We start from the raw sequence: 19,845 nt of genomic DNA, 5'->3' as shown, positions 1-19,845 counted from the left end.
GCCGACGGGCCACCGGTCCCTCCGGGGCCCCCTCCCGGCCGTACGCTCGACCCTCGTGGCCCGGCACCTCACCCTCGTCCCGGCGGCCGAGCTGACGCAGGCCGACGTGCGCGCGGCGCTCGACGGCGACCGGCCGCTGGCCGTCCTCCCCGCGGGCCCGGCCGCGGCCGTCGACGCGGCCCGAGCGGTGCTCCGCCCCGACGAGCCGCTCGAGGACGGCGCCGACCTCGTGGTGGTGACCTCGGGGTCGACCGGCTCCGGCCGCGGGGTGCTCCTGTCCGCGGACGCGATCCGGGCCTCGGCGACCGCCACCCTCGCCCGGCTCGGCGGGCCGGGCAGCTGGCTGCTCGCCCTGCCGGTGTCGGCGATCGCCGGGCTGCAGGTGCTGGCCCGCAGCGAGCTCGCCGGCCGCGCCGCCGTCGTGCTGGCGAAGGGCGAGCCCCTGGCGGCAGCGGTCGCGCGACTGCCCGCCGGGGAGCGCCGGTACACCTCGATGGTCCCCACCCAGCTGCGCCGGTTCCTGGACGCCGAGCCCGACGCGCTGCGCAGCTTCGACGCGATCCTCGTCGGCGGTGCGGCCACCGATCCGGCGGTGCTGGACCGGGCACGGGGGTCCGGCGTCCGCGTGGTCACGACCTACGGCATGACCGAGACCGCCGGTGGGTGCGTCTACGACGGGGTGCCGCTGGACGGCGTCCGAGCGCGCGTGACCGACGGTGGGGACATCGAGCTCGGCGGACCCGTCCTCGCCTCCGGCTACCGGCTCGATCCCGAGGGAACGGCGGCGGCGTTCGCCGGCGGCTGGTTCCGCACCCGGGACGCCGGCCGGATCGAGGCCGACGGACGGCTCAGCGTGCTGGGGCGACTCGACGACGTGGTGATCAGCGGCGGGGTGAACGTGGCTCCCGCGGCGGTGGAGGCGGTGCTGCGGGAGCACCCCGACGTCGCCGACGCCGTCGTCCTGGGCCGCCCCGACCCGGAGTGGGGGCAGCGGGTGGTCGCCGCCGTCGTCCCCACCGCCGGTCGCGTCCCCCAGCCGACCGAGCTGCGCCGCTGGGTCGGCGAGCGGCTCGGCCCGCCCTCGGCCCCCCGGCAGGTGCACCTGCTGGACGCCGTCCCCACTTTGCACACCGGCAAGCCGGACCGCCGCGCGGTCGCCGCCCTGATCCCGGAGGTCTGATGGCCACCCCCACCCAGTGGCTGGCCGGCGCCCGCCCCCGGACGCTGCCGGCTGCCGTGGCACCGGTGCTCGTGGGCACCGGCGCGGCGGCCGCCCTCGACGGCTTCCGGCCCGGCCCGGCGCTGCTGGCCCTGGTCGTGGCGCTGGCCCTGCAGGTCGCGGTCAACTACGCCAACGACTACTCCGACGGCAGGCGCGGCACCGACGCCGACCGGGTGGGCCCGATGCGGCTGGTCGGCAGCGGAGCCGCCTCGGCCGAGGCGGTGCTGCGGGCCGCCGTCCTCTCGTTCGCCGTCGCGGCGGTCGCCGGGCTGGCCCTGGCCGCCCTGTCGAGCTGGTGGCTCGTGGCAGTGGGCGCGGTCTGCATCCTCGCCGCCTGGACCTATACCGGCGGGCCGATCCCCTACGGCTACCGGGCGCTGGGCGAGGTCTTCGTCTTCGTCTTCTTCGGGCTGGTCGCCGTCGTCGGCACCACGTACGTGCAGACCGGCACGCTGCCGGGCCTGGCCTTCGCCGTCTCGGTCCCCGTGGGCCTGCTGATCGTCGCGATCCTCGTGGTCAACAACCTGCGCGACATCGAGGGCGACGCCCGATCCGGCAAGCGCACCCTCGCCGTGCTGCTGGGCGAGCGGGCCACCCGGCTGCTGTTCGCCGGGCTGATCGTCGTCGCGGGGCTCGTGGTCGTGGCCGTCGGCATCGTGCGGCCGCCGGTCCTGCTCACCCTGCTCGCCGTGCCGCTCGCCGTCGGCCCCGTGCGGACGGTGCTCGGCGGCGGGCGCGGCCCGGCCCTCATCGGGGCGCTCGCCGGTACCGGCCGGCTCACGCTGGTCACCGGCGTGCTGCTGGGCGCCGGTCTGGCCCTGAGCGGGTGAGGGTCAGGCGGGCGGCTGCTCGCCGCTGAGCCGGGAGCGGAGCTGCTCCTTCTCCGCCCGGCGGGCCGCCTGGCGGGCGACCAGCCCCTCGTTGAGCCGTTCCCGCGACGGACGGAGCAGCACGTAGGCGATCGGCATGGACAGCAGCAGGCCGAAGAGCATGCTGGTGAACAGCGGCAGGCCGACCCACAGCAGCACCAGGGTGAGGGCGGCGAAGATGCCCAGCCGCCCCACCGTGTACATGACCAGCCACGGCAGCACGCTCGGCGGCGTCGCCGGCCCGCCCGCGGGGGTCATCGGTCGTCCGGCCCGTGCCGGGTCCTGCTCAGCCATGCCGGCCCTCCCATTTCGTCGACAGCACGACGGTGGTGCGGGTGCGCGCCACCCCTCTGATGCGGTTCAACGCGTTGACGGTGGCTTCCAGTGCCGGGATGTCCGCCACACGCACCTTGAGCACGTAGCCCTCGCTGCCGGCCACCCGCCAGCAGTCCTCGATCCCGGCGACCTCGCGCATCGCCGCCTCGAGACCGGTGTCGTCCACGGAGTCGCTCTCGATGACGCCGATGAGCGCGGTGACGTCCAGGCCCACCGACGCCGGGTCGACGACGGCCCGGTACCCGGTGATGACCCCGGCGGCCTCGAGCTTGCCCACCCGCTCGGTCACGGCGGGCGAGGAGAGGCCGACCTGCCGGGCGAGCTCGGCGTAGCTGGCCCGGCCGTTGGCGCGCAGCAGCTCGATCAGGTGCCGGTCCACGGCGTCGATGGCGGCGTCTCCGTCCTCCCGGCGACCGGTGTCCCACCGGTCCCCGTGTGCTCGATTCCCCCCGAGTATCGCCGCGGTCGTACGCTGGGTGCGGACGAGGGGGTGGGACCGTGATCTTCCTGGTGGTGCTCGTGGTCGCGATCGTGGTGATCGCACTGGTCATGCGAGCGGCAGCCAACCCGGGCAGCCCGGGCGGCGGTCTGCGCGCGCCCCGCCCGCCGAGGCCGCCGCGTCCGCAGCGGCCCACCCGTCCCGTCGCACCGGACGACGACCCGGAGTTCCTCCGGGAGCTCGAGCGCCGCACCCGCCGGGACGACGGCTCCCCCACCTGAGGCCCCGGCGCTCAAGCCGCGGGGCTCACCCCGAGCACCCGGCGCCACCCCCGACGGGGCCGGCTGACGAGCGGTTCGTGCACGACCCGGCCGACGTCGCCGGTCATGGACTGACCGCCGCCGGTCTCCCCACCACCGGTCCGCTCCTCGCCACCGGTCCGCTCCTCGTCGCGGGCCGGCTCCGGCTCGTCCGGCCAGCCCGGGCTCTCGCCCTCGCGCGGCGGCCCGGGCCAGCCCACCTCCCCCTCGCGGCCGGGCCGCTCGGGTTCGGCGTGCTGCCGCGTGCCGGGGATGCGGGCCGCGAGGGCGGCCGCCACGAGCGGATCCACCCCCGAGGGGTCTGCCGCGGAGTGCTTACCCATGCAGACCTCCGGAGCGCGGCCGACGGGGTTCGGACATGCCTGCATGGAAGCACGGCGGTCCGACGGGAGGCCAGCGATCAGCCGACGTCGGCGTAGCTGTGCAGGCCGCTGGAGACCAGGTTGACGAACGTCAGGTTGAAGATCATGACGGCCAGGCCGACGACGTTGACCCACGCGGCCGGCCGGCCGCGCCAGCCCGCCGTCGTCCGGGCGTGCAGGTAACCGGCGTAGACGACCCAGGCGATGAACGACCAGGTCTCCTTGGGGTCCCAGCCCCAGAACCGGCCCCAGGCGCTCTCCGCCCAGATGGCCCCGGCGATGACCGCGAAAGTCCAGATCGGGAAGCCGAAGACGGCGGTGCGGTGCGCCAGCCGGTCGAGCACCGACGAGTCCGGCAGCCGCGAGACGAACCCGCTCCCCCGCTCCTCGGCCGGCTTCTGCTCGTCCTTCTGGCGGATCAGGTAGAGCACGCTGGCGATCCCGCTGACCAGGAAGATGCCGAAGCCGATGATCGCGGCGCTCACGTGGATGGCCAGCCAGCTCGACCGCAGCGCCGCGATCAGCGGGCCGCCCTCGACGTAGAGGAACAGGCCGATCCCGACCATGCCGAGCACCACGGGGGCCAGGACGAAGACGCCGATGTGCCGCACCGCGGGCGAGCGCACCGCCAGCACGAGGTAGACGACGACGGCGACGAGCACGACCGCCGTCGCGAACTCGTACATGTTGGCCCAGGGCAGCCGGTCGACGGCCAGCCCGCGGAACAGGAGCACGCCGGCGTGCGCCAGCGCGGCGAGGACGGTCAGCCCGAGGCCCAGGACGCCGAGCCGCTCCGCCCGGCGGGGGGCGCCGTCGGCGGGGGCGTCGGCGGACACGTCGACGGCCGGCCCGTTCCCGGCGGCGACGAGCTCGCGGCGGGCGGCGCGGGAGCGGCCGAACGCGAGCTCCGCGCAGAACGCGACGAGCGCGACGGAGTACAGCGCCACGCTGACCGAGAACAAGGTGTCCGACAGGTCGAGGAGCGACTGGTCAGGAGTCACGCGGGGATCCCTCCGGGTCCGGGGCGGTGCGGGCGGCGAGCGCAGCCCTCAGGTCATCGGTGAGGTCGGCGAACCGGGGTGCGCTCTCGCCGCTGCCCCGCGTCAGCGAGGCCAGCGTCAGCACGGTACCGCCGCCGTCGGAAGCGGGCGCCGCCCGGGCGAACACCCGCTCCCGCCGGAGCAGGAGCAGGGCGAGCAGGCCGGCGAGCAGGGCGATCGAGGACACCAGGACCCAGACCTGCCCGGGGTCGTGCGAGTACTGCATCGCCGCGAACTCCTTGACGCCGCTGAAGGTGATCACCGTGCCGTCGTCGAGGGTCAGGGACTCCCCCGGGGACAGGTTGGCCGCACCCGCCTCGGTCAGGCTGCCGCGCTCGATCTGGCGGGCGTCGAGCGAGTACACCGACTGCGGGAGTCCGGAGTCCAGGCCCAGGTAGCCCTGGTAGGCCACGATCGCGACCTGCGGGTCCAGGGGGCGCGGGTCGATCGAGGTGAGCACCCCGTCCCGCACGAGGCCGGTGGGCGCGAAGAACCCCTCGAGGGCGAGCTGCTCGTCGCTGGCGGCGCCCACGTCGGGCAGCTTCAGGGCGCCCTCGCTGGCCATCGTCTGCAGGTTCGAGGGCAGGAAGGGCACTGTGATGTCCTCGTACGCCGTCCCGTCGGGGAGCGTGACGCTGAACGTCGGGCTGAACCCGTGCCCGGTGACGTAGAGCCGGTCGCCCTCGAAGCGCAGCGGGTCGTTGACGCCGATGGTCGTGGGCCGCCCCTCCTCGCCCGGGCCGCCGTAGCGGATGTCGGCGGTGAACGAGGAGGCGGTCAGGTCGGGCTCGTACTCGGCCCGGAACGCCTCGAGGTCCACGCAGGTGGGCGAGAGGTCGCTGCTGTCGATCAGCGGGCCGGCCGAGTAGGTGTCGTACTGCTGGAAGGAGTTGCAGAACCCCTGCCCCTCGGTGACCAGGATGCTGCCCTCGTACCCCCACAGCTTCCCGCCGGCCAGGCCGAGCAGGAGCGCCACCAGCGAGAGGTGGAAGACCAGGTTGCCGGTCTCCTTGAGGTAACCCTTCTCGGCGGAGACCTCCCCCTCCCGGCGGACGACCCGGTAGCGGCGGACCCGGAGCTCCTCCTCGACGACGTCGAGCGCGGCGTCCGGTGCCAGCCCGGTCGGCGTCGTGCCCGAGTCGGGGAGCCGGAGCAGGTTGCGCGGCGCCGGCGGGGGCGCCGAGCGCAGGGAGCGGTAGTGCTCGAGGGCGCGGGGCACGACGCAGCCGATGAGCGAGATGAACAGCAGCAGGTACACCGCGGCGAACCACGGCGAGCTGAAGACGTCGAACAGGTAGAGCCGGTCCAGGATCGGCGCGAGGTCCGGGTGGTCGGCGAAGTACTGCCGGACGTTGGACTGCGACAGGGAGCGCTGCGGCAGCAGCGAGCCCGGCACCGCGGCCAGCGCCAGCAGGAACAGCAGCACGATGGCCGTGCGCATCGCGGTGAGCCGGCGCCACCAGTGCAGGAGCACCCCGGTGATCCGGCGGCCCACGGACGGGCGCGCGGGCGGGGTCGGCGCCGCGGGCGGCGCCGGAGCGGTGGTCGTCACGATGCTCTCCGTTCGCTCCCGCGCGCCGGTCCGCTCCTCGCTCGTTCCTCGCTGCGATGCTCCCGCCGCTGTCCGCTCACAGCGACGTCTCCGCGAGGCCGTTGGCCGCCAGCCACCCCTGCAGCCAGCGCATCATCTCCGACCAGGCGCCGGTGAGCAGCAGCAGCCCGATGAGGACCAGGACGGCGCCGCCGATGCGGGTGACCGCAGCGGCGTGCCGGCGCAGGAAGTCGGTCGCCCCGACCGCCCAGCGGGCGCCGAGCGCGACCAGCACGAACGGCACGCCCAGCCCGAGGCAGTAGGCGACCCCGAGCAGCGCGCCCCGCCCGGCCGAGCCCTCGTTGATCGCCAGCGAGTAGACCGCGCCCAGGGTCGGCCCGAGGCAGGGGGTCCAGCCGACGCCGAAGACGACGCCGAGCAGCGGCGCCCCGGCGAGGCCGGCGGTCGGGCGGATCGAGAGCTTCTTGGTGCGCTGCAGCAGCGGCAGCCAGCCGAGGAAGGCCAGGCCGACGACGACGGTGATCAACCCGAAGACGACGTCGACGGTGCGCGCGTGCTGGAGGACCAGCCGACCGAGCCCGCCGAACGCCGTCGCGAAGGTGATGAAGACGGCGCTGAACCCGAGCACGAACAGCAGCGCGCCCAGCACCATGCGCCCGCGGGGAGCCCGGTCGTCGGCGCGCACCGCCACCGCGGTCGCGCCCGCGCCCGCGCCGGAGGGAGCCGGGGCCACCGGCCGGGCGCCCGATCCGACCAGCCCGGTGACGTAGGAGAGGTAGCCGGGCACCAGGGGCAGCACGCAGGGCGAGGCGAAGCTGATCAGGCCGACGAGCGCCGCGACCGCCCCGGCGACCAGGAGCGGCCCGTCGACGACGAGGTCGGCGAAGGTCTCCCCCACGTCAGCCCTCCTCCGCCAGGATGCTGTCGATCACGGCCCGCAGGTCGTCCTGCGTGACGACGCCGGTATAGACCGCCGCCACCCGGCTCTCCCTGTCGAGCACGATCGTCGACGGGATGGCGGTGGCCGGGAAGTCCCGGAAGGCCAGCGTCACCTCGCTGCGGGGGTCGAACAGCGACGGGAACGTGAGGCCGTGCCGCTCCACGAAGGCCTCCGCCAGCCGCTGGGTGTCCTTGACGTTCAGCCCCAGGAACTGCACGCCGTCGGCGCGGACCTCCTCGTAGACCTCCTGGAACTCCGGCGACTCCAGCCGGCACGGCCCGCACCAGTGCGCCCAGAAGTTGAGGACGGCGACGTCACCGTCGAGTTCCGTGGAGGAGAACTGCTCGCCGTCGAGCAGCGTGCCGGAGAACTCCGGCGCGGCGGCCCGCTCGCCGGGCGGGATGACCTCGCCGGCGGGGGTGGCCTCGACGAAGCGGAACTCCCCGCCGTTGTTGACCGCGACCTGGTCGGAGCCGGTCGAGCAGCTGGCCAGCAGCAGCGCGCTCCCGAGGAGAGCGAGGACGACGCGCCTCATGCGCCCGGCACCGCATCGGGATCGGTGGCGCCGGCCGGCTCGGCGTAGCTGATCCCGGCGAACCTGTCGCCGTCGTAGCTCACCGAGGTGACGCTGGCCAGGGCGCACTCGCGCCGGCGGGGGTCGTGCAGGTAGCGACGGCCCTCCAGGTGCAGACGGACCGTCCAGATCGGCAGCTGGTGGCTGACCAGCACGGCCTCGTGCCCGCGGGCGGCGTCCCGCGCGGCCTCGACCGCGGCCAGCATCCGCGCGGCGATCTCCACGTAGGGCTCGCCCCACGAGGGCTGGAACGGGTTGCGGAGCAGCCACCAGTTGCGCGGCGCGCGGAACACCCCGCCCGGCCCGCCGACGACCATGCCCTCGAAGGCGTTGCCGGCCTCGATCAGCCGGTCGTCGATCGCGACGTCCAGCCCGGTCGCGCCGGCCAGCGGGCGGGCCGTCTGCTGCGCGCGCTCCAGCGGGCTGGAGACCAGGTGGGTGACGTCGTGCCCGGCGAACCACTCGGCCGCCGCGAGCGCCATCGCCTCGCCGGTGGTCGACAGCCGGAAGCCCGGCAGCCGGCCGTAGAGCACCTTGCCGGGGTTGTGCACCTCGCCGTGCCGCAGCAGGTGCACCGTCGTCCGCTCGCTCACGCCCCCACCCCCAGGGCAGAAATGGCCATTTCCGCCCTCATGGGGTGGCCTCCGCGGCGGCGCGGGCGGCGGCCGGCAGCGCTTCGAGCACGCGGTCCAGCGCCTCGCCGGTGAGCTGGGCGTTGACGAACCAGGACTCGAACGCCGAGGGCGGCAGGTACACGCCGCGGGCCAGCATGGCGTGGAAGAACGCCCGGTAGCGGAAGACCTCCTGCGTGCGGGCGTCGTCGTAGTCGCGCACCCGGCGCTCGTCGGGCACGAAGAAGATCGAGAACATGTTGCCCGCCTGCTGCACGCGGTGCGGCACGCCGGCGGCGAACAGCGCCGCGCCGGCGGCCCCGCGGAGCACCGCCGACACCTCGTCGCAGTGCGCGTAGACCTCGTCGGTGCAGTGCCGCAGCGTGGTGAGCCCGGCCGCGACGGCGACGGGGTTCCCCGAGAGCGTGCCCGCCTGGTAGACCGGCCCGGCCGGCGCGAGGTGCTCCATCAGGTCGGCGCGGCCACCGAACGCCGCCGCCGGCATCCCGCCGCCCATCACCTTGCCGAAGGTGAACAGGTCGGCGTCGACGGGGTCGATGCCGTACCAGCCGGAGCGCGAGACCCGGAAACCGGTCATGACCTCGTCGAGGACCAGCAGCGCGCCGTGCTCGGCGGTGATCCGGCGCAGCCCGGCGTTGAAGCCGGGCTCCGGCGGCACGACGCCCATGTTGCCGGCCGCTGCCTCGCTGATCACCGCGGCGATCTGCGGGCCGCGCTCGGCGAAGACCGCCTCGACGGCGGCGAGGTCGTTGTAGGGCAGCACCACCGTGTCGGCGGCCGCGCCGGTGGTCACGCCCGGGGTGTCGGGCAGGCCGAGCGTGGCGACGCCGGAGCCGGCCGAGGCCAGCAGCGCGTCGACGTGGCCGTGGTAGTTGCCGGCGAACTTCACGACGACGGGGCGGCCGGTGACGCCGCGGGCCAGCCGGATCGCCGAGAGCACCGCCTCGGTGCCCGAGTTGACCAGCCGCACCCGCTTCACGGGCGCCATCCGCGCGCGGATCTCCTCCGCCAGGTCCACCTCGCCCTCGGTGGGCGCCCCGAACGTCAGGCCGCGGCGGGCGGCCGCGGTGACGGCCTCGACGACGGCGGGGTGCGCGTGGCCGAGGAGCAGCGGACCCCAGGAGCTCACCAGGTCGACGTAGCGCCGCCCGTCGGCGTCGGTGATCCACGGCCCGGACCCCTCGACCATGAACCGGGGCGTGCCGCCCACGGCCTGGAACGCCCGCACCGGGCTGTTCACCCCGCCCGGGATGACGGCGCGGCCGCGGTCGAAGAGCGCCGCCGAGATCGGGGCCTCGTACGGGAAGGAGGAGCTGTCCGGCGAGGTCACGGACCCAGTGTCCCTTCTCTTCCTGTGCGTTCGTCGGCGGCGTCGGTGACCCTGCCCACCAGCGCCTCGTACAGCGGCGCGGGATCGCGGGTGGGCACGAGCACCGTGCGGCCGTCGGTGAGCCGGAGCGGCAGGCCGGTGCAACCCCGGGGCAGCGACCAGCCGCCGCCCAGCACGGGCGCGCCCGCGTCCACCCCGGCGTCCACGGCGAGCAGGTGCTCGAGGTCGACGTCGGCGTAGCGGACCGTCTCGCGCCCGACGGCGAGGCCGTCGTCGTCGACGCGGACGGTCCAGAGCCGCCGTGCCGACAGGCACCCGATCGCCACGACGCCGAGCACGCCCGCGGTGGCGACCACCCAGAGGACGGCCGGCACGTCGCGGCCGGGAAGGGCGAGGTCGAGCACCAGGAACAGCGCCAGCGCGCCGAGGACGAGCCACAGCGGCCGCCAGGACCCTCCGGGCTCCGTGTAGACCTCCCGCGGCCCGACCATCACGTCACCCGCGGGCCAGCAGCCGTGCGGCCTCGACGGCCCAGTAGGTGAGCACCTGCCCGGCGCCGGCCCGGCGGATCGCGGTGAGCGTCTCGAGGATCGCCCGCTCGCGGTCCACCCACCCGTTCGCGGCGGCCGCCTCGACCATCGCGTACTCGCCGCTCACCTGGTACGCGCTCACCGGCACGTCGACGGCGTCGGCGACCCGGGCGACGATGTCCAGGTAGGGCAGCGCCGGCTTGACCATGACCGCGTCGGCGCCCTCGGCGAGGTCCTGGCGCACCTCGCGCAGCGCCTCGTCGGCGTTGGGCGGGTCCATCTGGTAGGTCGACCTGTCGCCGAACTGCGGCGCGCCCTCGGCCGCCTCGCGGAACGGGCCGTAGAAGCCCGAGGCGTACTTGGCGGCGTAGGCGAGGATCGGGAGCTCGGAGAAGCCCGCGCCGTCCAGCCCCGCGCGGATGGCCGCCACCTGGCCGTCCATCATCCCGCTGGGGGCGACCAGGTGGGCGCCGGCCTGCGCCTGGGCGATGGCGACGGCGGCGTAGCGGTCCAGCGTGGGGTCGTTGTCGACGAGCCCCGCCGGGGTGACGACGCCGCAGTGCCCGTGGTCGGTGAACTCGCAGAGGCAGAGGTCGGCCATGAGGACGAGCTCGTCGCCCAGGTCGGCCCGCAGGTTCTGCAGCGCCACGTTGACCACGCCGTCGGCGGCGTCGGCCTGGGAGCCGACGGGGTCCTTGTCCGCGGGGATGCCGAACAGGATCAGCCCGCCGATGCCGGCCTCGGCCGCCTCGTGGGCGGCCTTCCGCAGCGAGTCCTGGGTGTGCTGGACGACGCCGGGCATCGAGCCGATCGGCACCGGCTCGGCGATGCCCTCCTTGACGAACACCGGCAGCACCAGATCGGCCGGGGCCACCCGGGTCTGCGCGGTCAGCCGCCGCAGCGCGGGCGTCGACCGGAGCCGGCGCCCGCGCGCGAAGCCGGGGTTCGTCCCGCCCACCGCGCCGGAGCTCACGCGCCCTCGCCGTCCTCCGCCTCGCGCAGCGACAGCGCGTACTCGGCCAGGGCGTCGACCAACGGCACGACGGCCGCCGTCTCCGGCTGGACGTCGACGCGCAGCCCGAACTCCTGCGCGCTGGCCGCGGTCTGCGGGCCGATCACCGCGACGACGGTCTTGGCGTGCGGCTTGCCGGCGATGCCGACCAGGTTGCGCACGGTGCTCGACGAGGTGAAGCACACCGCGTCGAAGCCGCCGCCCTTGATCGCCTCGCGGACGCTCGCGGCCGGCGGAGCGGCGCGCACCGTGCGGTAGGCGGTGACGTCGTCGACCTCCCAGCCGCGCTCGACCAGCCCCGCGGCGAGCACCTCGGTGGCGATGTCGGCGTGCGGCAGCAGGACGCGGTCGATCGGGTCGAGCACGTCGTCGTACTCCGGGAAGTCGACCAGCAGGCCCTGGCTGGACTGCTCGCCGGTGGGCACGAGCTCCGGCTCGATGCCGAAGGCACGGACTGCGTCAGCGGTCTGCTCGCCGACGCAGGCGACCTTCACCCCGGCGAACGCGCGGGCGTCCAGGCCCAGCTCGGCGAACTTCTCGCGCACCGCCTTCACCGAGTTGAACGAGGTGAACACGATCCAGCCGTAGCGGCCGGTGACCAGGCCCTTGACCGCACGGTCCATCTGCGCGGGGCTGCGCGGCGGCTCGACGGCGATCGTCGGGACCTCGACCGGCACGGCGCCGTACGCCCGCAGCCGGTCGCTCATCGCGGCGGCCTGGTCCTTGGTGCGCGGCACCAGGACCCGCCAGCCGAACAGCGGGCGGCTCTCCCACCAGGACATCCGGGCGCGCTTGTCGACGGCGGGGCCGATCGTGGCGACGACCTGGCCGGTGACGGAGTCCAGGCCGGCGGCCTTCTCCGCGACCGCCGACAGCTTGGCGACGACGCTCTTCTGCGCCGTGCTCGAGCCATTCGTGGTGACGACGACGGGGGTGCCGCCGGACAGCCCGCCCTCGACCAGCCGGGCGGCGGCGTCGGGCAGCTCCTCGGCGGCGGCCCGCAGCACCAGCGTCCCGCCGGTCGCGGCGGCCGCGCCGGCCAGCGCGCCCACGTCGACGCCGGAGCGCAGGTCAGCGGTGAGCGCGGTGCTGCCCGCGGCCACACCGGCGAACGCGGGGACCGCCGTCACCGGGGCGACGCCGGGGACGACGTCGAAGCCCACGGAGGTGCGCCCGACGGCCTGCACCTCCTTGATCGCGGCGTCGTCGGTGTACGGGTCGCCGGCCACGAGGCGGACCACCACGGCGCCGCCCTTGGCGGCGGCCACGGCGGCCTTGGCCACCTCGGCCGGCTCGCCCTCGGCGGGCACGATCTCCGCATCCGGGTTGATGCCGCGGACGGCGTCCTGGACGGCGGCGGGGACCTCGGCGTCGACGACGACCTGCGCCGCCTCGCCGAGCGCCGCCGTGGCGCGAGCTGTCAGCATGCCGGGGTCACCCGGCCCTGCGCCGACGAAGACGACCCGGCCGGCGCTGCCGACGGTCTTGCGGAAGCGCGTCATCGCGTGCTCCTGATCCTGGCCCGGTGGGCCACTTGTTGCTGGGTCTGGGAGGCGGTCACGGTCCGGCTCGCTAGCGCTCCCCGGCCCGCGCCCGGGGGTGCTGCGTCCATCGGTGACCTCGCAAGCTCGGTCACTTCTCGACCGCCATGAGCTCGACCGCGCCGCGGTCGAGCAGGTCCTCGGCGAGCGCGCGGCCGAGGGCGGCGGCGTCGGCGAGAGGTCCGGTGAGCGAGCCGCGGATGCCGTCGCTGCCGTCGATCGCGGTCACCGACGCGCGGAGGTAGAGCTCGAGGCCGTCCTCGCCGTCGGCCACCTCGGCGTAGGCGGCGACCGGCGCGCTACAGCCCGCCTCGAGCGTGCCCAGCGTCGTCCGCTCGGCGAGCACGCAGGCGCGGGTGATCGGGTCCTCGAGCCGGCCGAGCAGCTCGCGGGTGCGGGCGTCGCTGGTCCGGCACTCGACGGCGAGGGCGCCCTGGGCCGGCGCGGGAAGCACCTGCAAGGGGTCGAGGGTCTCGGTGATGACGTCGAGCAGGCCGATGCGGGAGAGCCCCGCCCGGGCGAGCACGACGGCGTCCAGGTCACCCGGGCCCGTGGCCGAACCGGCGACGCGGCCGAGGCGGGTCTCCACGTTGCCGCGGATCGGCACGACCTCCAGGCCGAGGCCGAGCGCGCGCAGCTGCGCCACGCGGCGGGGAGCGCCCGTGCCGACCCGCGAGCCGGGCGGCAGCTCGCCGAGGGTGAGCCCGTCGCGGGCCACGAGCGCGTCGCGCGGGTCCTCCCGACCGGGTACGGCGGCCAGGATCAGCCCGGGCTGCGGAGCCGTCGGGAGGTCCTTGCAGCTGTGCACGGCGAGGTCGACCTCGCCGGCCAGCAGCGCGTCGCGGAGCGCGGCGACGAAGACGCCGGTGCTCCCGAGCTGCTGGATCGCCGCCCGGGAGCGGTCGCCCTCGGTGGTGATGTGCACCAGCTGCACCGGGGTGCCGGTGGCCGCGGTGATGGCGTCCGCGACGCCCTGCGACTGCGTGTGCGCCAGCGTGCTGGCACGGGTGCCGAGCCGCAGCACGCCGGTGGACGTCGGCGCGGAGGGAGAACCGAGCGCGGTCACGCGGCACCTCCCTGCCGGTCGGGGTCGACGGTGACGGCGTCGGCCAGGCTGGTCGTCGCGCCGTCGACGTCGGCGTCGATGCCCAGGCCGAACAGGGCGCGCAGCGCGCCGGCGTAGTCGGTGCCGCCGGGCCCGGCGGAGAGCTGCTTGACCCGCACGGTGGGCTCGTGGAGCAGCTTGTCGACGACGCGGCGCACGGTGCGGGCCACCTCGGCGCGGGCGCGGGGATCGAGGTCGGGCAGCCTGGTCGAGAGCCGCAGCAGCTCGGCGTCGACGACCTCGGCGGCCTGGCTGCGCAGCGCGGAGACGGTGGGCGCGACGGCGGCGGCCTGCTGCTCGGCGCGCAGCAGCGCCGCCTCGGACTCGATCAGCGCGTGCGCAGCGGCGATGTCGTCGGCCGCGACGGGGCTCGTGGCCGCGGGCCCGCCGTCCAGCGCGCTCCGCTCGCCCTGCAGCAGCGCGAGGTCGACCACGTGCACGCCCGGCAGTGCGGCGACGCCCGGGTCGACGTCGCGGGGCAGCGCCAGGTCGACCACGGCGAGCTCGCGACCGTCGCGCCGTGCCATGGCCGCGGCGACCGACTCGGTGGTCACCACGACACCGGTGGCGCCGGTGCACGAGACGACGACGTCGGCGGTGACCAGCTCCTCGTCGGCGTCGGCGAGCTCGACGGCGCGGCCGCCGAGAGTGGCGGCGAGACGCTGGGCGGAGGCGTGCGTGCGGCTGCCGATGACGACGTCGGCGCCGCGGCGGGCCAGCGTGGTCGCGGCCAGGGCGCCCATGGAGCCGGCGCCCACGACGAGGGCGCGCCGGCCCGCGAGGTCGCCGATCCGGGCCTCGGCACGGTCCAGGGCCACCGAGACCAGGGAGGCGCCCGCCCGGTCGATGCCGGTCTCGGCGTGCACCCGCTTCCCGACGCGCAGCGCCCGCTGGGCGATCGGGTGCAGGGCGCGGCCGACGGTGCCCTGGGCCCGGGCCAGCGCGTAGGCCGCCCGCAGCTGGCCGAGCACCTGGGTCTCGCCGACGACCATCGAGTCCAGCCCGGCGGCGACGGTGAACAGGTGCGTGACGGCCTGGTCCTCGTAGTGGACGGTGACGTACGGGGAGAGCTCCTCCACCGAGGCACCGGCCTGCCGGGCGAGGACCCGGCTCACGTCGGTGACCCCGCCGTGGAAGCGGTCGACCTCGGCGAACACCTCGACGCGGTTGCAGGTGGCGAGCACCAGCGCCTCGGCGACGTGGTCGCCCTCGACGAGCTCGTGCAGCGCCTTCACGCGGTCGTCGTCACCCATCGCGAACTGCTCGAGCAGCGCGACGGGAGCGGTGCGGTGGCTGATGCCCACGGCCAGGAGGCTCATGCCGACTCCTCCACGGACGAGGCGGGCGCCAGGCGCTGCTGGCCCAGGAAGGCGAGCACCTGCAGCTCGACGGAGAGGTCCACCTTGCGGACGTCGACGCCGGGCGGCGCGACGAGGGGAACCGGCGCGAAGTTCAGGATGCTGCGCACGCCCGCCGCGGCCAGCCGGTCGCAGACGCCCTGGGCGACCTCGGCCGGCGTGGTGATGACGCCGATCGAGGCGCCGGTGGCCGCGACGACGTCCTCGAGGTCGTCGAGCGAGCGCACGGTGAGCGCGCCGATCTGCTGCCCGACACGGGCGGGCGAGGCGTCGAACAGGCCGACGAAGTCGAAGCCGCGCGTCCCGAACCCGGCGTAGTCGGCCAGCGCCGAGCCGAGGTTCCCGATGCCCACGAGGACGCAGGCGCGGGCGCGCTCCACGCCGAGCACGCGCGCGAGGCGGTCGCGCAGCGACGCCACCTCGTAGCCCACGCCCCGCACGCCGCAGGGGCCGAGGTGGGAGAGGTCCTTGCGCAGGCCGGCGGGGTTCACCCCGGCGGCGGAGGCCAGCTCGCCCGAGGACACCGTGGTCCGGCCGCCGTCGGCGAGCGTGGACAGCACCCGGAGGTACACGGCCAGGCGGGCGACGGTGGCCTCCGGGATGGTCCGGGGCCGCGACTGCATCACGGGCTCTCCAGAGCGGCCGCGCGCCCGGGCCCGGGCGGACCGGGGCGGTGCGACGACACGCGGAACGACGACGAGGAACGGGGCGGGCACCCGGAGGCGCCCGCGCAGCCCCACGGTAGCCGCTTGTGAACGCCGGAACAAAGTTCCCGAGGACGCGGCGGCCCCCTGACCGGCCCGAACGGGTGGCCGTGTGGCGAGAACCACGTCCCCGGCTCCCCGGGCGACCCGTGGACGGGGCGCTCGGGGTCGTCCTCCTACATCCCCAGGTCGCGGCGCAGGCGGGGGACGTCGACGGTGAAGTAGGAGTGCTCGCGCCCGTCGAGCAGGACGACCGGCACGCGGTCGCCGAACTCCGACTGCAGCTCGGGGTCGGCGTCGACGTCGACGGCCTCGACCGCGAGGCCCGCTTCCCCGGCCACCCGCTCGAGCGTCTCCTCGGCGACCTGGCACAGGTGGCAGCCGGACCTGGTCAGCAGCCGCAGGCGGGCCGGCTCACCCGTCACCGGACTCGGCCTCCGACCCGGAACCCGTCCCGGCATCCGTCTCCGCATCCGTCTCCGCATCCGTCCCGGCATCCGTCTCCGCGGCGGTGAGACCGAGCTCGCGCAAGCGGGCGCGGCTCACCTTGCCGGTCAGGGAGTGCGGCAGCGAGGGCAGGAAGTGCACCGACGTCGGCACCTTGTAGCGGGCCAGCGACTCCGCGGCGTGGTCCCGCAGCTCCTCGAAGGAGACCTGCGCCCCGGGGACCAGCGCGACCACGGCCCGCACCGCGGAGCCCGTGCGGGGATCGGGCGCGCCGATGACGGCGCTCTCCGCGACCGCGGGGTGAGTGTCGAGCACCCGCTCCACCTCGGCGGGATAGACGTTGAAGCCGCTGACCAGGATCAGGTCGCTGCGGCGGTCGACCAGGTGGTAGTCGCCGTCGGTGTCCCGGTAGGCGAGGTCACCGGTGCCCAGCCAGCCCTCGTCGTCGGGGCCGTCGGCTCCGTCCGGCCAGTAGCCGGAGAACAGGTTGGGCCCGCGGATCCACAGCTCGCCCGGGCCCTCGTCGTCCCCCTCGCCCTGCTCCTCGTCGAGGTCGTGGAGGTCCCGGCCGGCCTCGTCGGCCGAGGGCTCGGCCGCCACGCCGGGTCCGTCCGCGTCGGCCGTCTCGTCCTCGATGCCGTGGGCGGCGGTGTCGCGCAGGGTCAGCTCCACCCCGGGCAGCGGACCACCGATGCAGCTCGGCTTGGGGCGGCCGGTGGCGAGGGTGCTGGCCACGACCGGCGCGGCCTCGGTCAGCCCGTACCCCTCCCACACGGTGACGGCCGCCCTGTCGCGCATCGCGGTCCACACCTCCTCGGGGAGGGGCGCGGCGCCCGCGGAGGCGATCCGCACGGCAGCGAAGCCGCGGCGCAGCTGGGCGTCGTTCCCCTGAGCGTCGGCCAGGGCCAGCCACGCCTGGTACATCGGCGGCGCGCCGGGCACCGCGGTCACCTGTTCCTCGGCCATGACGGCCAGCGAGGCGCTCGGGTCGAAGGTCTCCTCGAGCACGGCGCACGCACCGGTGGCGGCGACCAGGCCGAAGCCGGCGTTGAGGCCGTAGACGTGGAACAGCGGCAGGACCAGGAGCACGCGGTCGTCCGGGCGCACCGGCGGCGGGGTCATCGCCAGGCACTGCTGCTGGTTGGCCCGCAGCGCGCCGGAGGTGAGCATCGCCCCGCGGGGCCGGCCGGTGGTGCCGCTGGTGTAGCAGAGGAAGGCGAGCGCGTCGTCGTCGTCGGCGACCGCCGGCGGCGGGCCGTCGGCGTCGGGCGGCCCCGGGCACACCGGGACGCCGGCCAGCTCGTCGCGGGCGGTCGGGGCGACCAGCAGCGCGGCGCCGGAGTCGGTCAGCAGGTACTCGAGCTCGGGCTCGGTGTAGGCGGTGTTGACGGGGACGACGACGAGCCCGGCGCGCAGCGCGCCCAGCACGGCCCGCAGCCAGGCCACCGAGTTCGGCAGCTGCACCGCGACCCGGTCCCCGACGGCGAGCCCCCGCTCGGCGTACCCGGCGGCCGCCCGGTCGACGGCGGCGTCCAGCTCGGCCCAGGTCAGCCGCTGGTCGCGGGTGATCACGGCCGGTGCGTCCGGGCGCTGGCGGGCCGCGGCCCGCGCCAGTGCGGCCAGGGACCTCCCTGCCTCCTGGTCGGGCACATCTCCTCCGTGAGCGCAGGCGGAACGCGCCGCCGGGGCGACCCCCGGTCGGTGCCTCCGTCGGTGTTGGCGTGGACGGGCAGAGGCGATGTTGTCACCATGGAGCGAGCCCCGCAGCTCACGCGCCCGCGAAGCGCCGTGTCCGACGGGGAGGAGACGGTCCAGGTCCGCGGGCCGACGAGGAGGTCCGAGCCCGCAATGGCGCACCCCCTGGACGCCGAGCAGCCGGCTCCCGCCGCTGCCCCGCGTCCGCGGCCGCGCCCCCGTCCGCATCCGCGCCCCACGCCCCATCCCCGGGCGAACACCGAGGCGCTGCCCGCGCCGGTGGCCGCCGAGCCCAACGTCGTCGCCGACACGGCACCGGAGACGGCCCCGCCGGCGCCCGCGGCCGGAGAGCCGGACGTGTGGGGCTGGGTGCGCCGCACCCAGGAGGGCGACGCCGAGGCGTTCGGCCTGCTCTACGACCACTACGTGACGCTGGTCTACCGGTACGTCCACAACCGCGTGGGTGACCGCGCCACCGCCGAGGACGTGACCAGCGAGACCTTCGTGCGGGCGCTGCGCCGCATCGACTCGCTGAGCTTCCAGGGTCGCGACGTCGGCGCGTGGCTGGTGACCATCGCCCGCAACATCGTCCTCGACCACGTAAAGAGCAGCAGGTACCGGCTGGAGGTCGCCACCGCCGACATGCGGGACGCCGACCGGGCCACCGACAGCCCGGAGGACGCCGTCATCTCCCACCTGACCAACCGGCAGCTGCTCGAGTGCGTGCAGCAACTGGGCAGCGAGCAGCAGGAGTGCATCGTGCTGCGCTTCATCCACGGCCTCTCGGTCTCCGAGACCGCCGAGATCATGGGCAAGAAGGACGGCGCCATCAAGGCGCTGCAGCACCGCGCCGTGCGGCGGCTGGCGGGGATGCTGCCGGAGGGACTGCGATGAGAGCGACGTCGCCCGCGCGGGCCGTAACCGAGTGCCCCGGCGCGTCGTTGAGCCGTCTGCAGCGCGGTGTGCCGAGAAGCGGACACCACGCTCTCACCACCGGAGGAACGCCGTGACCACGCACGAGAGCGGAACGGCGCCGTCCCGCCGTGCTGCCCTGCGTGGGGACGACCGGGCCGGCCCCGAGGTCGTCGCCCTGCTCGAGCAGCTGGCCCCGGAGCTCGACGTCGAGCCCGATCCCGCCTTCCGGATGGCCACGCGCCAGCGACTGGTCGCGATGGCCGCCGTGCGCTCGCCCGAGCCGGTCCGGCCCCGAGGGTTACGCCGGCTGCTCGCCGTCCGGGCTCCGGACCTGCCCGCGTCCGCGTGGCGGACGCGCATGACCGCGGGCCTGGCCGGAGCCGCCATGGCGGTGACCGCCCTGGCCACGCTCGTGGCGTTCTCGACCGACGCCCGCCCCGGCGATGCGCTCTACGCCCTCAAGCGCGGCACGGAGCAGACCCAGCTGGCGCTGGCGGGCGACTCCCGCGGCCAGGTCCTGCTCGACCACGCCCGCACCCGGCTGCAGGAGCTCTCCCGGCTCGACGACGACGCCGAGCTCGCGGAGTCCACGCTCGCGACGATGGACGAGCTGACGGCCGAGGGCGCCGCCTGGCTGGCCGGCCGCGCCGTCGACACCGAGGACGGCGCACCGCTGGACCGGCTCGCGGGCTGGACCGACGAGCAGTCCGCGCAGCTCGGCGCGGCGCGCGCCGAGGTGCCGGCGGCCGCGATCGACGACGTCGACGCCTCCCTGGTGCTGCTGGCGCAGGTCACCGCCCGCGTCGAGCAGCTCCGCGGCTCGCTGGCGTGCGCGACGGGACCGGCCACCTCCGGCACCGACGCGCTCGGGCCGGTGCCCGTGCCGTGCGCCCCGGCACCCCCGGCACCAGCGCCCCCGACG

General features: G+C 75.6%; 22 protein-coding genes. 5 read left to right on the top strand and 17 right to left on the bottom strand.

Annotated elements, in window-relative coordinates:
* Nucleotides 1–55 precede the first annotated feature (55 nt).
* Both menE and A6V29_RS20480 read left to right on the top strand, forming a co-directional pair.
* Nucleotides 56–1,180 carry an o-succinylbenzoate--CoA ligase gene (gene menE / locus A6V29_RS20485; protein ID WP_137162030.1) on the top strand — a complete coding sequence of 375 codons (1,125 nt, stop codon included), beginning with the start codon at nt 56–58 and terminating at the stop codon, nt 1,178–1,180.
* Nucleotides 1,180–2,052, top strand: coding sequence for a 1,4-dihydroxy-2-naphthoate polyprenyltransferase (locus A6V29_RS20480; RefSeq protein WP_137162029.1), 873 nt, complete (start codon nt 1,180–1,182; stop codon nt 2,050–2,052). Before menE ends, A6V29_RS20480 begins: the two co-directional genes overlap by 1 nt.
* A gap of 3 nt (nt 2,053–2,055) precedes the next feature.
* Here A6V29_RS20480 and A6V29_RS20475 read toward each other — a convergent pair whose 3' ends face one another.
* Both A6V29_RS20475 and A6V29_RS20470 read right to left on the bottom strand, forming a co-directional pair.
* The gene (locus tag A6V29_RS20475) at nt 2,056–2,385 is read right to left on the bottom strand and encodes a DUF4229 domain-containing protein (protein WP_137162028.1); all 330 of its coding nucleotides are present in this window, start codon (nt 2,383–2,385) and stop codon (nt 2,056–2,058) included.
* Nucleotides 2,378–2,806, bottom strand: coding sequence for an Lrp/AsnC family transcriptional regulator (locus A6V29_RS20470; RefSeq protein WP_212719695.1), 429 nt, complete (start codon nt 2,804–2,806; stop codon nt 2,378–2,380). The genes A6V29_RS20475 and A6V29_RS20470 overlap by 8 nt, the downstream gene beginning before the upstream one ends.
* Before the next feature lie 119 nt (nt 2,807–2,925).
* Here A6V29_RS20470 and A6V29_RS20465 point away from each other — a divergent pair, with 119 nt between their 5' ends.
* A complete protein-coding gene (locus A6V29_RS20465; protein WP_137162027.1) occupies nt 2,926–3,147 on the top strand; it encodes a hypothetical protein in 222 nt (73 codons plus the stop codon).
* Nucleotides 3,148–3,158: 11 nt separating this feature from the next.
* Here A6V29_RS20465 and A6V29_RS20460 read toward each other — a convergent pair whose 3' ends face one another.
* The 15 genes from A6V29_RS20460 to A6V29_RS20390 form a co-directional block, all read right to left on the bottom strand.
* Nucleotides 3,159–3,509: a hypothetical protein gene (locus A6V29_RS20460; protein WP_137162026.1), complete on the bottom strand. Its 351-nt coding sequence runs from the start codon at nt 3,507–3,509 to the stop codon at nt 3,159–3,161.
* 77 nt (nt 3,510–3,586) lie between these two features.
* Nucleotides 3,587–4,549, bottom strand: coding sequence for a c-type cytochrome biogenesis protein CcsB (gene ccsB, locus A6V29_RS20455; protein ID WP_137162025.1), 963 nt, complete (start codon nt 4,547–4,549; stop codon nt 3,587–3,589).
* Nucleotides 4,539–6,140, bottom strand: coding sequence for a cytochrome c biogenesis protein ResB (gene resB, locus A6V29_RS20450; RefSeq protein WP_249933383.1), 1,602 nt, complete (start codon nt 6,138–6,140; stop codon nt 4,539–4,541). The genes ccsB and resB overlap by 11 nt, the downstream gene beginning before the upstream one ends.
* A gap of 76 nt (nt 6,141–6,216) precedes the next feature.
* Complete coding sequence (locus tag A6V29_RS20445) at nt 6,217–7,038, bottom strand: cytochrome c biogenesis CcdA family protein (protein ID WP_137162024.1); 822 nt, start codon at nt 7,036–7,038, stop codon at nt 6,217–6,219.
* 1 nt (nt 7,039) lies between these two features.
* A complete protein-coding gene (locus A6V29_RS20440; RefSeq protein ID WP_137162023.1) occupies nt 7,040–7,615 on the bottom strand; it encodes a TlpA family protein disulfide reductase in 576 nt (191 codons plus the stop codon).
* On the bottom strand, nt 7,612–8,247 hold the full coding sequence (locus A6V29_RS20435; protein ID WP_137162022.1) for a histidine phosphatase family protein: 636 nt from the start codon (nt 8,245–8,247) through the stop codon (nt 7,612–7,614). Before A6V29_RS20435 ends, A6V29_RS20440 begins: the two co-directional genes overlap by 4 nt.
* A 37-nt stretch (nt 8,248–8,284) precedes the next feature.
* Nucleotides 8,285–9,616 carry a glutamate-1-semialdehyde 2,1-aminomutase gene (gene hemL / locus A6V29_RS20430; protein ID WP_137162021.1) on the bottom strand — a complete coding sequence of 444 codons (1,332 nt, stop codon included), beginning with the start codon at nt 9,614–9,616 and terminating at the stop codon, nt 8,285–8,287.
* Nucleotides 9,613–10,107 carry a transport-regulating membrane protein Mce1N gene (gene mce1N / locus A6V29_RS20425; protein WP_137162020.1) on the bottom strand — a complete coding sequence of 165 codons (495 nt, stop codon included), beginning with the start codon at nt 10,105–10,107 and terminating at the stop codon, nt 9,613–9,615. The genes hemL and mce1N overlap by 4 nt, the downstream gene beginning before the upstream one ends.
* Before the next feature lie 4 nt (nt 10,108–10,111).
* Entirely contained in the window at nt 10,112–11,119 is a 1,008-nt protein-coding gene (gene hemB, locus A6V29_RS20420; RefSeq protein ID WP_170977988.1) for a porphobilinogen synthase, read from the bottom strand.
* Nucleotides 11,116–12,660, bottom strand: a complete 1,545-nt coding sequence (locus A6V29_RS20415) for a uroporphyrinogen-III synthase (protein ID WP_137162019.1) — start codon at nt 12,658–12,660, stop codon at nt 11,116–11,118. Before A6V29_RS20415 ends, hemB begins: the two co-directional genes overlap by 4 nt.
* Before the next feature lie 130 nt (nt 12,661–12,790).
* Nucleotides 12,791–13,765: a hydroxymethylbilane synthase gene (gene hemC / locus A6V29_RS20410; protein ID WP_212719693.1), complete on the bottom strand. Its 975-nt coding sequence runs from the start codon at nt 13,763–13,765 to the stop codon at nt 12,791–12,793.
* Nucleotides 13,762–15,123, bottom strand: a complete 1,362-nt coding sequence (locus tag A6V29_RS20405) for a glutamyl-tRNA reductase (RefSeq protein ID WP_137162018.1) — start codon at nt 15,121–15,123, stop codon at nt 13,762–13,764. The genes hemC and A6V29_RS20405 overlap by 4 nt, the downstream gene beginning before the upstream one ends.
* On the bottom strand, nt 15,120–15,785 hold the full coding sequence (locus A6V29_RS20400) for a redox-sensing transcriptional repressor Rex (RefSeq protein WP_137162017.1): 666 nt from the start codon (nt 15,783–15,785) through the stop codon (nt 15,120–15,122). The genes A6V29_RS20405 and A6V29_RS20400 overlap by 4 nt, the downstream gene beginning before the upstream one ends.
* 257 nt (nt 15,786–16,042) lie before the next feature.
* Nucleotides 16,043–16,291, bottom strand: coding sequence for a glutaredoxin family protein (locus A6V29_RS20395; RefSeq protein WP_249933382.1), 249 nt, complete (start codon nt 16,289–16,291; stop codon nt 16,043–16,045).
* Nucleotides 16,281–17,963, bottom strand: coding sequence for an AMP-binding protein (locus A6V29_RS20390; RefSeq protein ID WP_137162015.1), 1,683 nt, complete (start codon nt 17,961–17,963; stop codon nt 16,281–16,283). Before A6V29_RS20390 ends, A6V29_RS20395 begins: the two co-directional genes overlap by 11 nt.
* A 198-nt stretch (nt 17,964–18,161) precedes the next feature.
* On the opposite strand from A6V29_RS20390, the gene A6V29_RS20385 reads away from it, so the two are divergent.
* On the top strand, nt 18,162–18,902 hold the full coding sequence (locus A6V29_RS20385; protein ID WP_137162014.1) for a sigma-70 family RNA polymerase sigma factor: 741 nt from the start codon (nt 18,162–18,164) through the stop codon (nt 18,900–18,902).
* A gap of 112 nt (nt 18,903–19,014) precedes the next feature.
* The coding region (locus tag A6V29_RS20380) for a DUF5667 domain-containing protein (protein WP_137162013.1) at nt 19,015–19,845 on the top strand (831 nt) is incomplete at its 3' end.

Source organism: Blastococcus sp. CCUG 61487 (assembly GCF_005222955.1).
Taxonomy (GTDB): Bacteria; Actinomycetota; Actinomycetes; order Mycobacteriales; family Geodermatophilaceae; genus Blastococcus.
The sequence above is the reverse complement of the archived record's forward strand: the minus strand, read 5'-3'. Positions and strand labels throughout refer to the sequence as shown.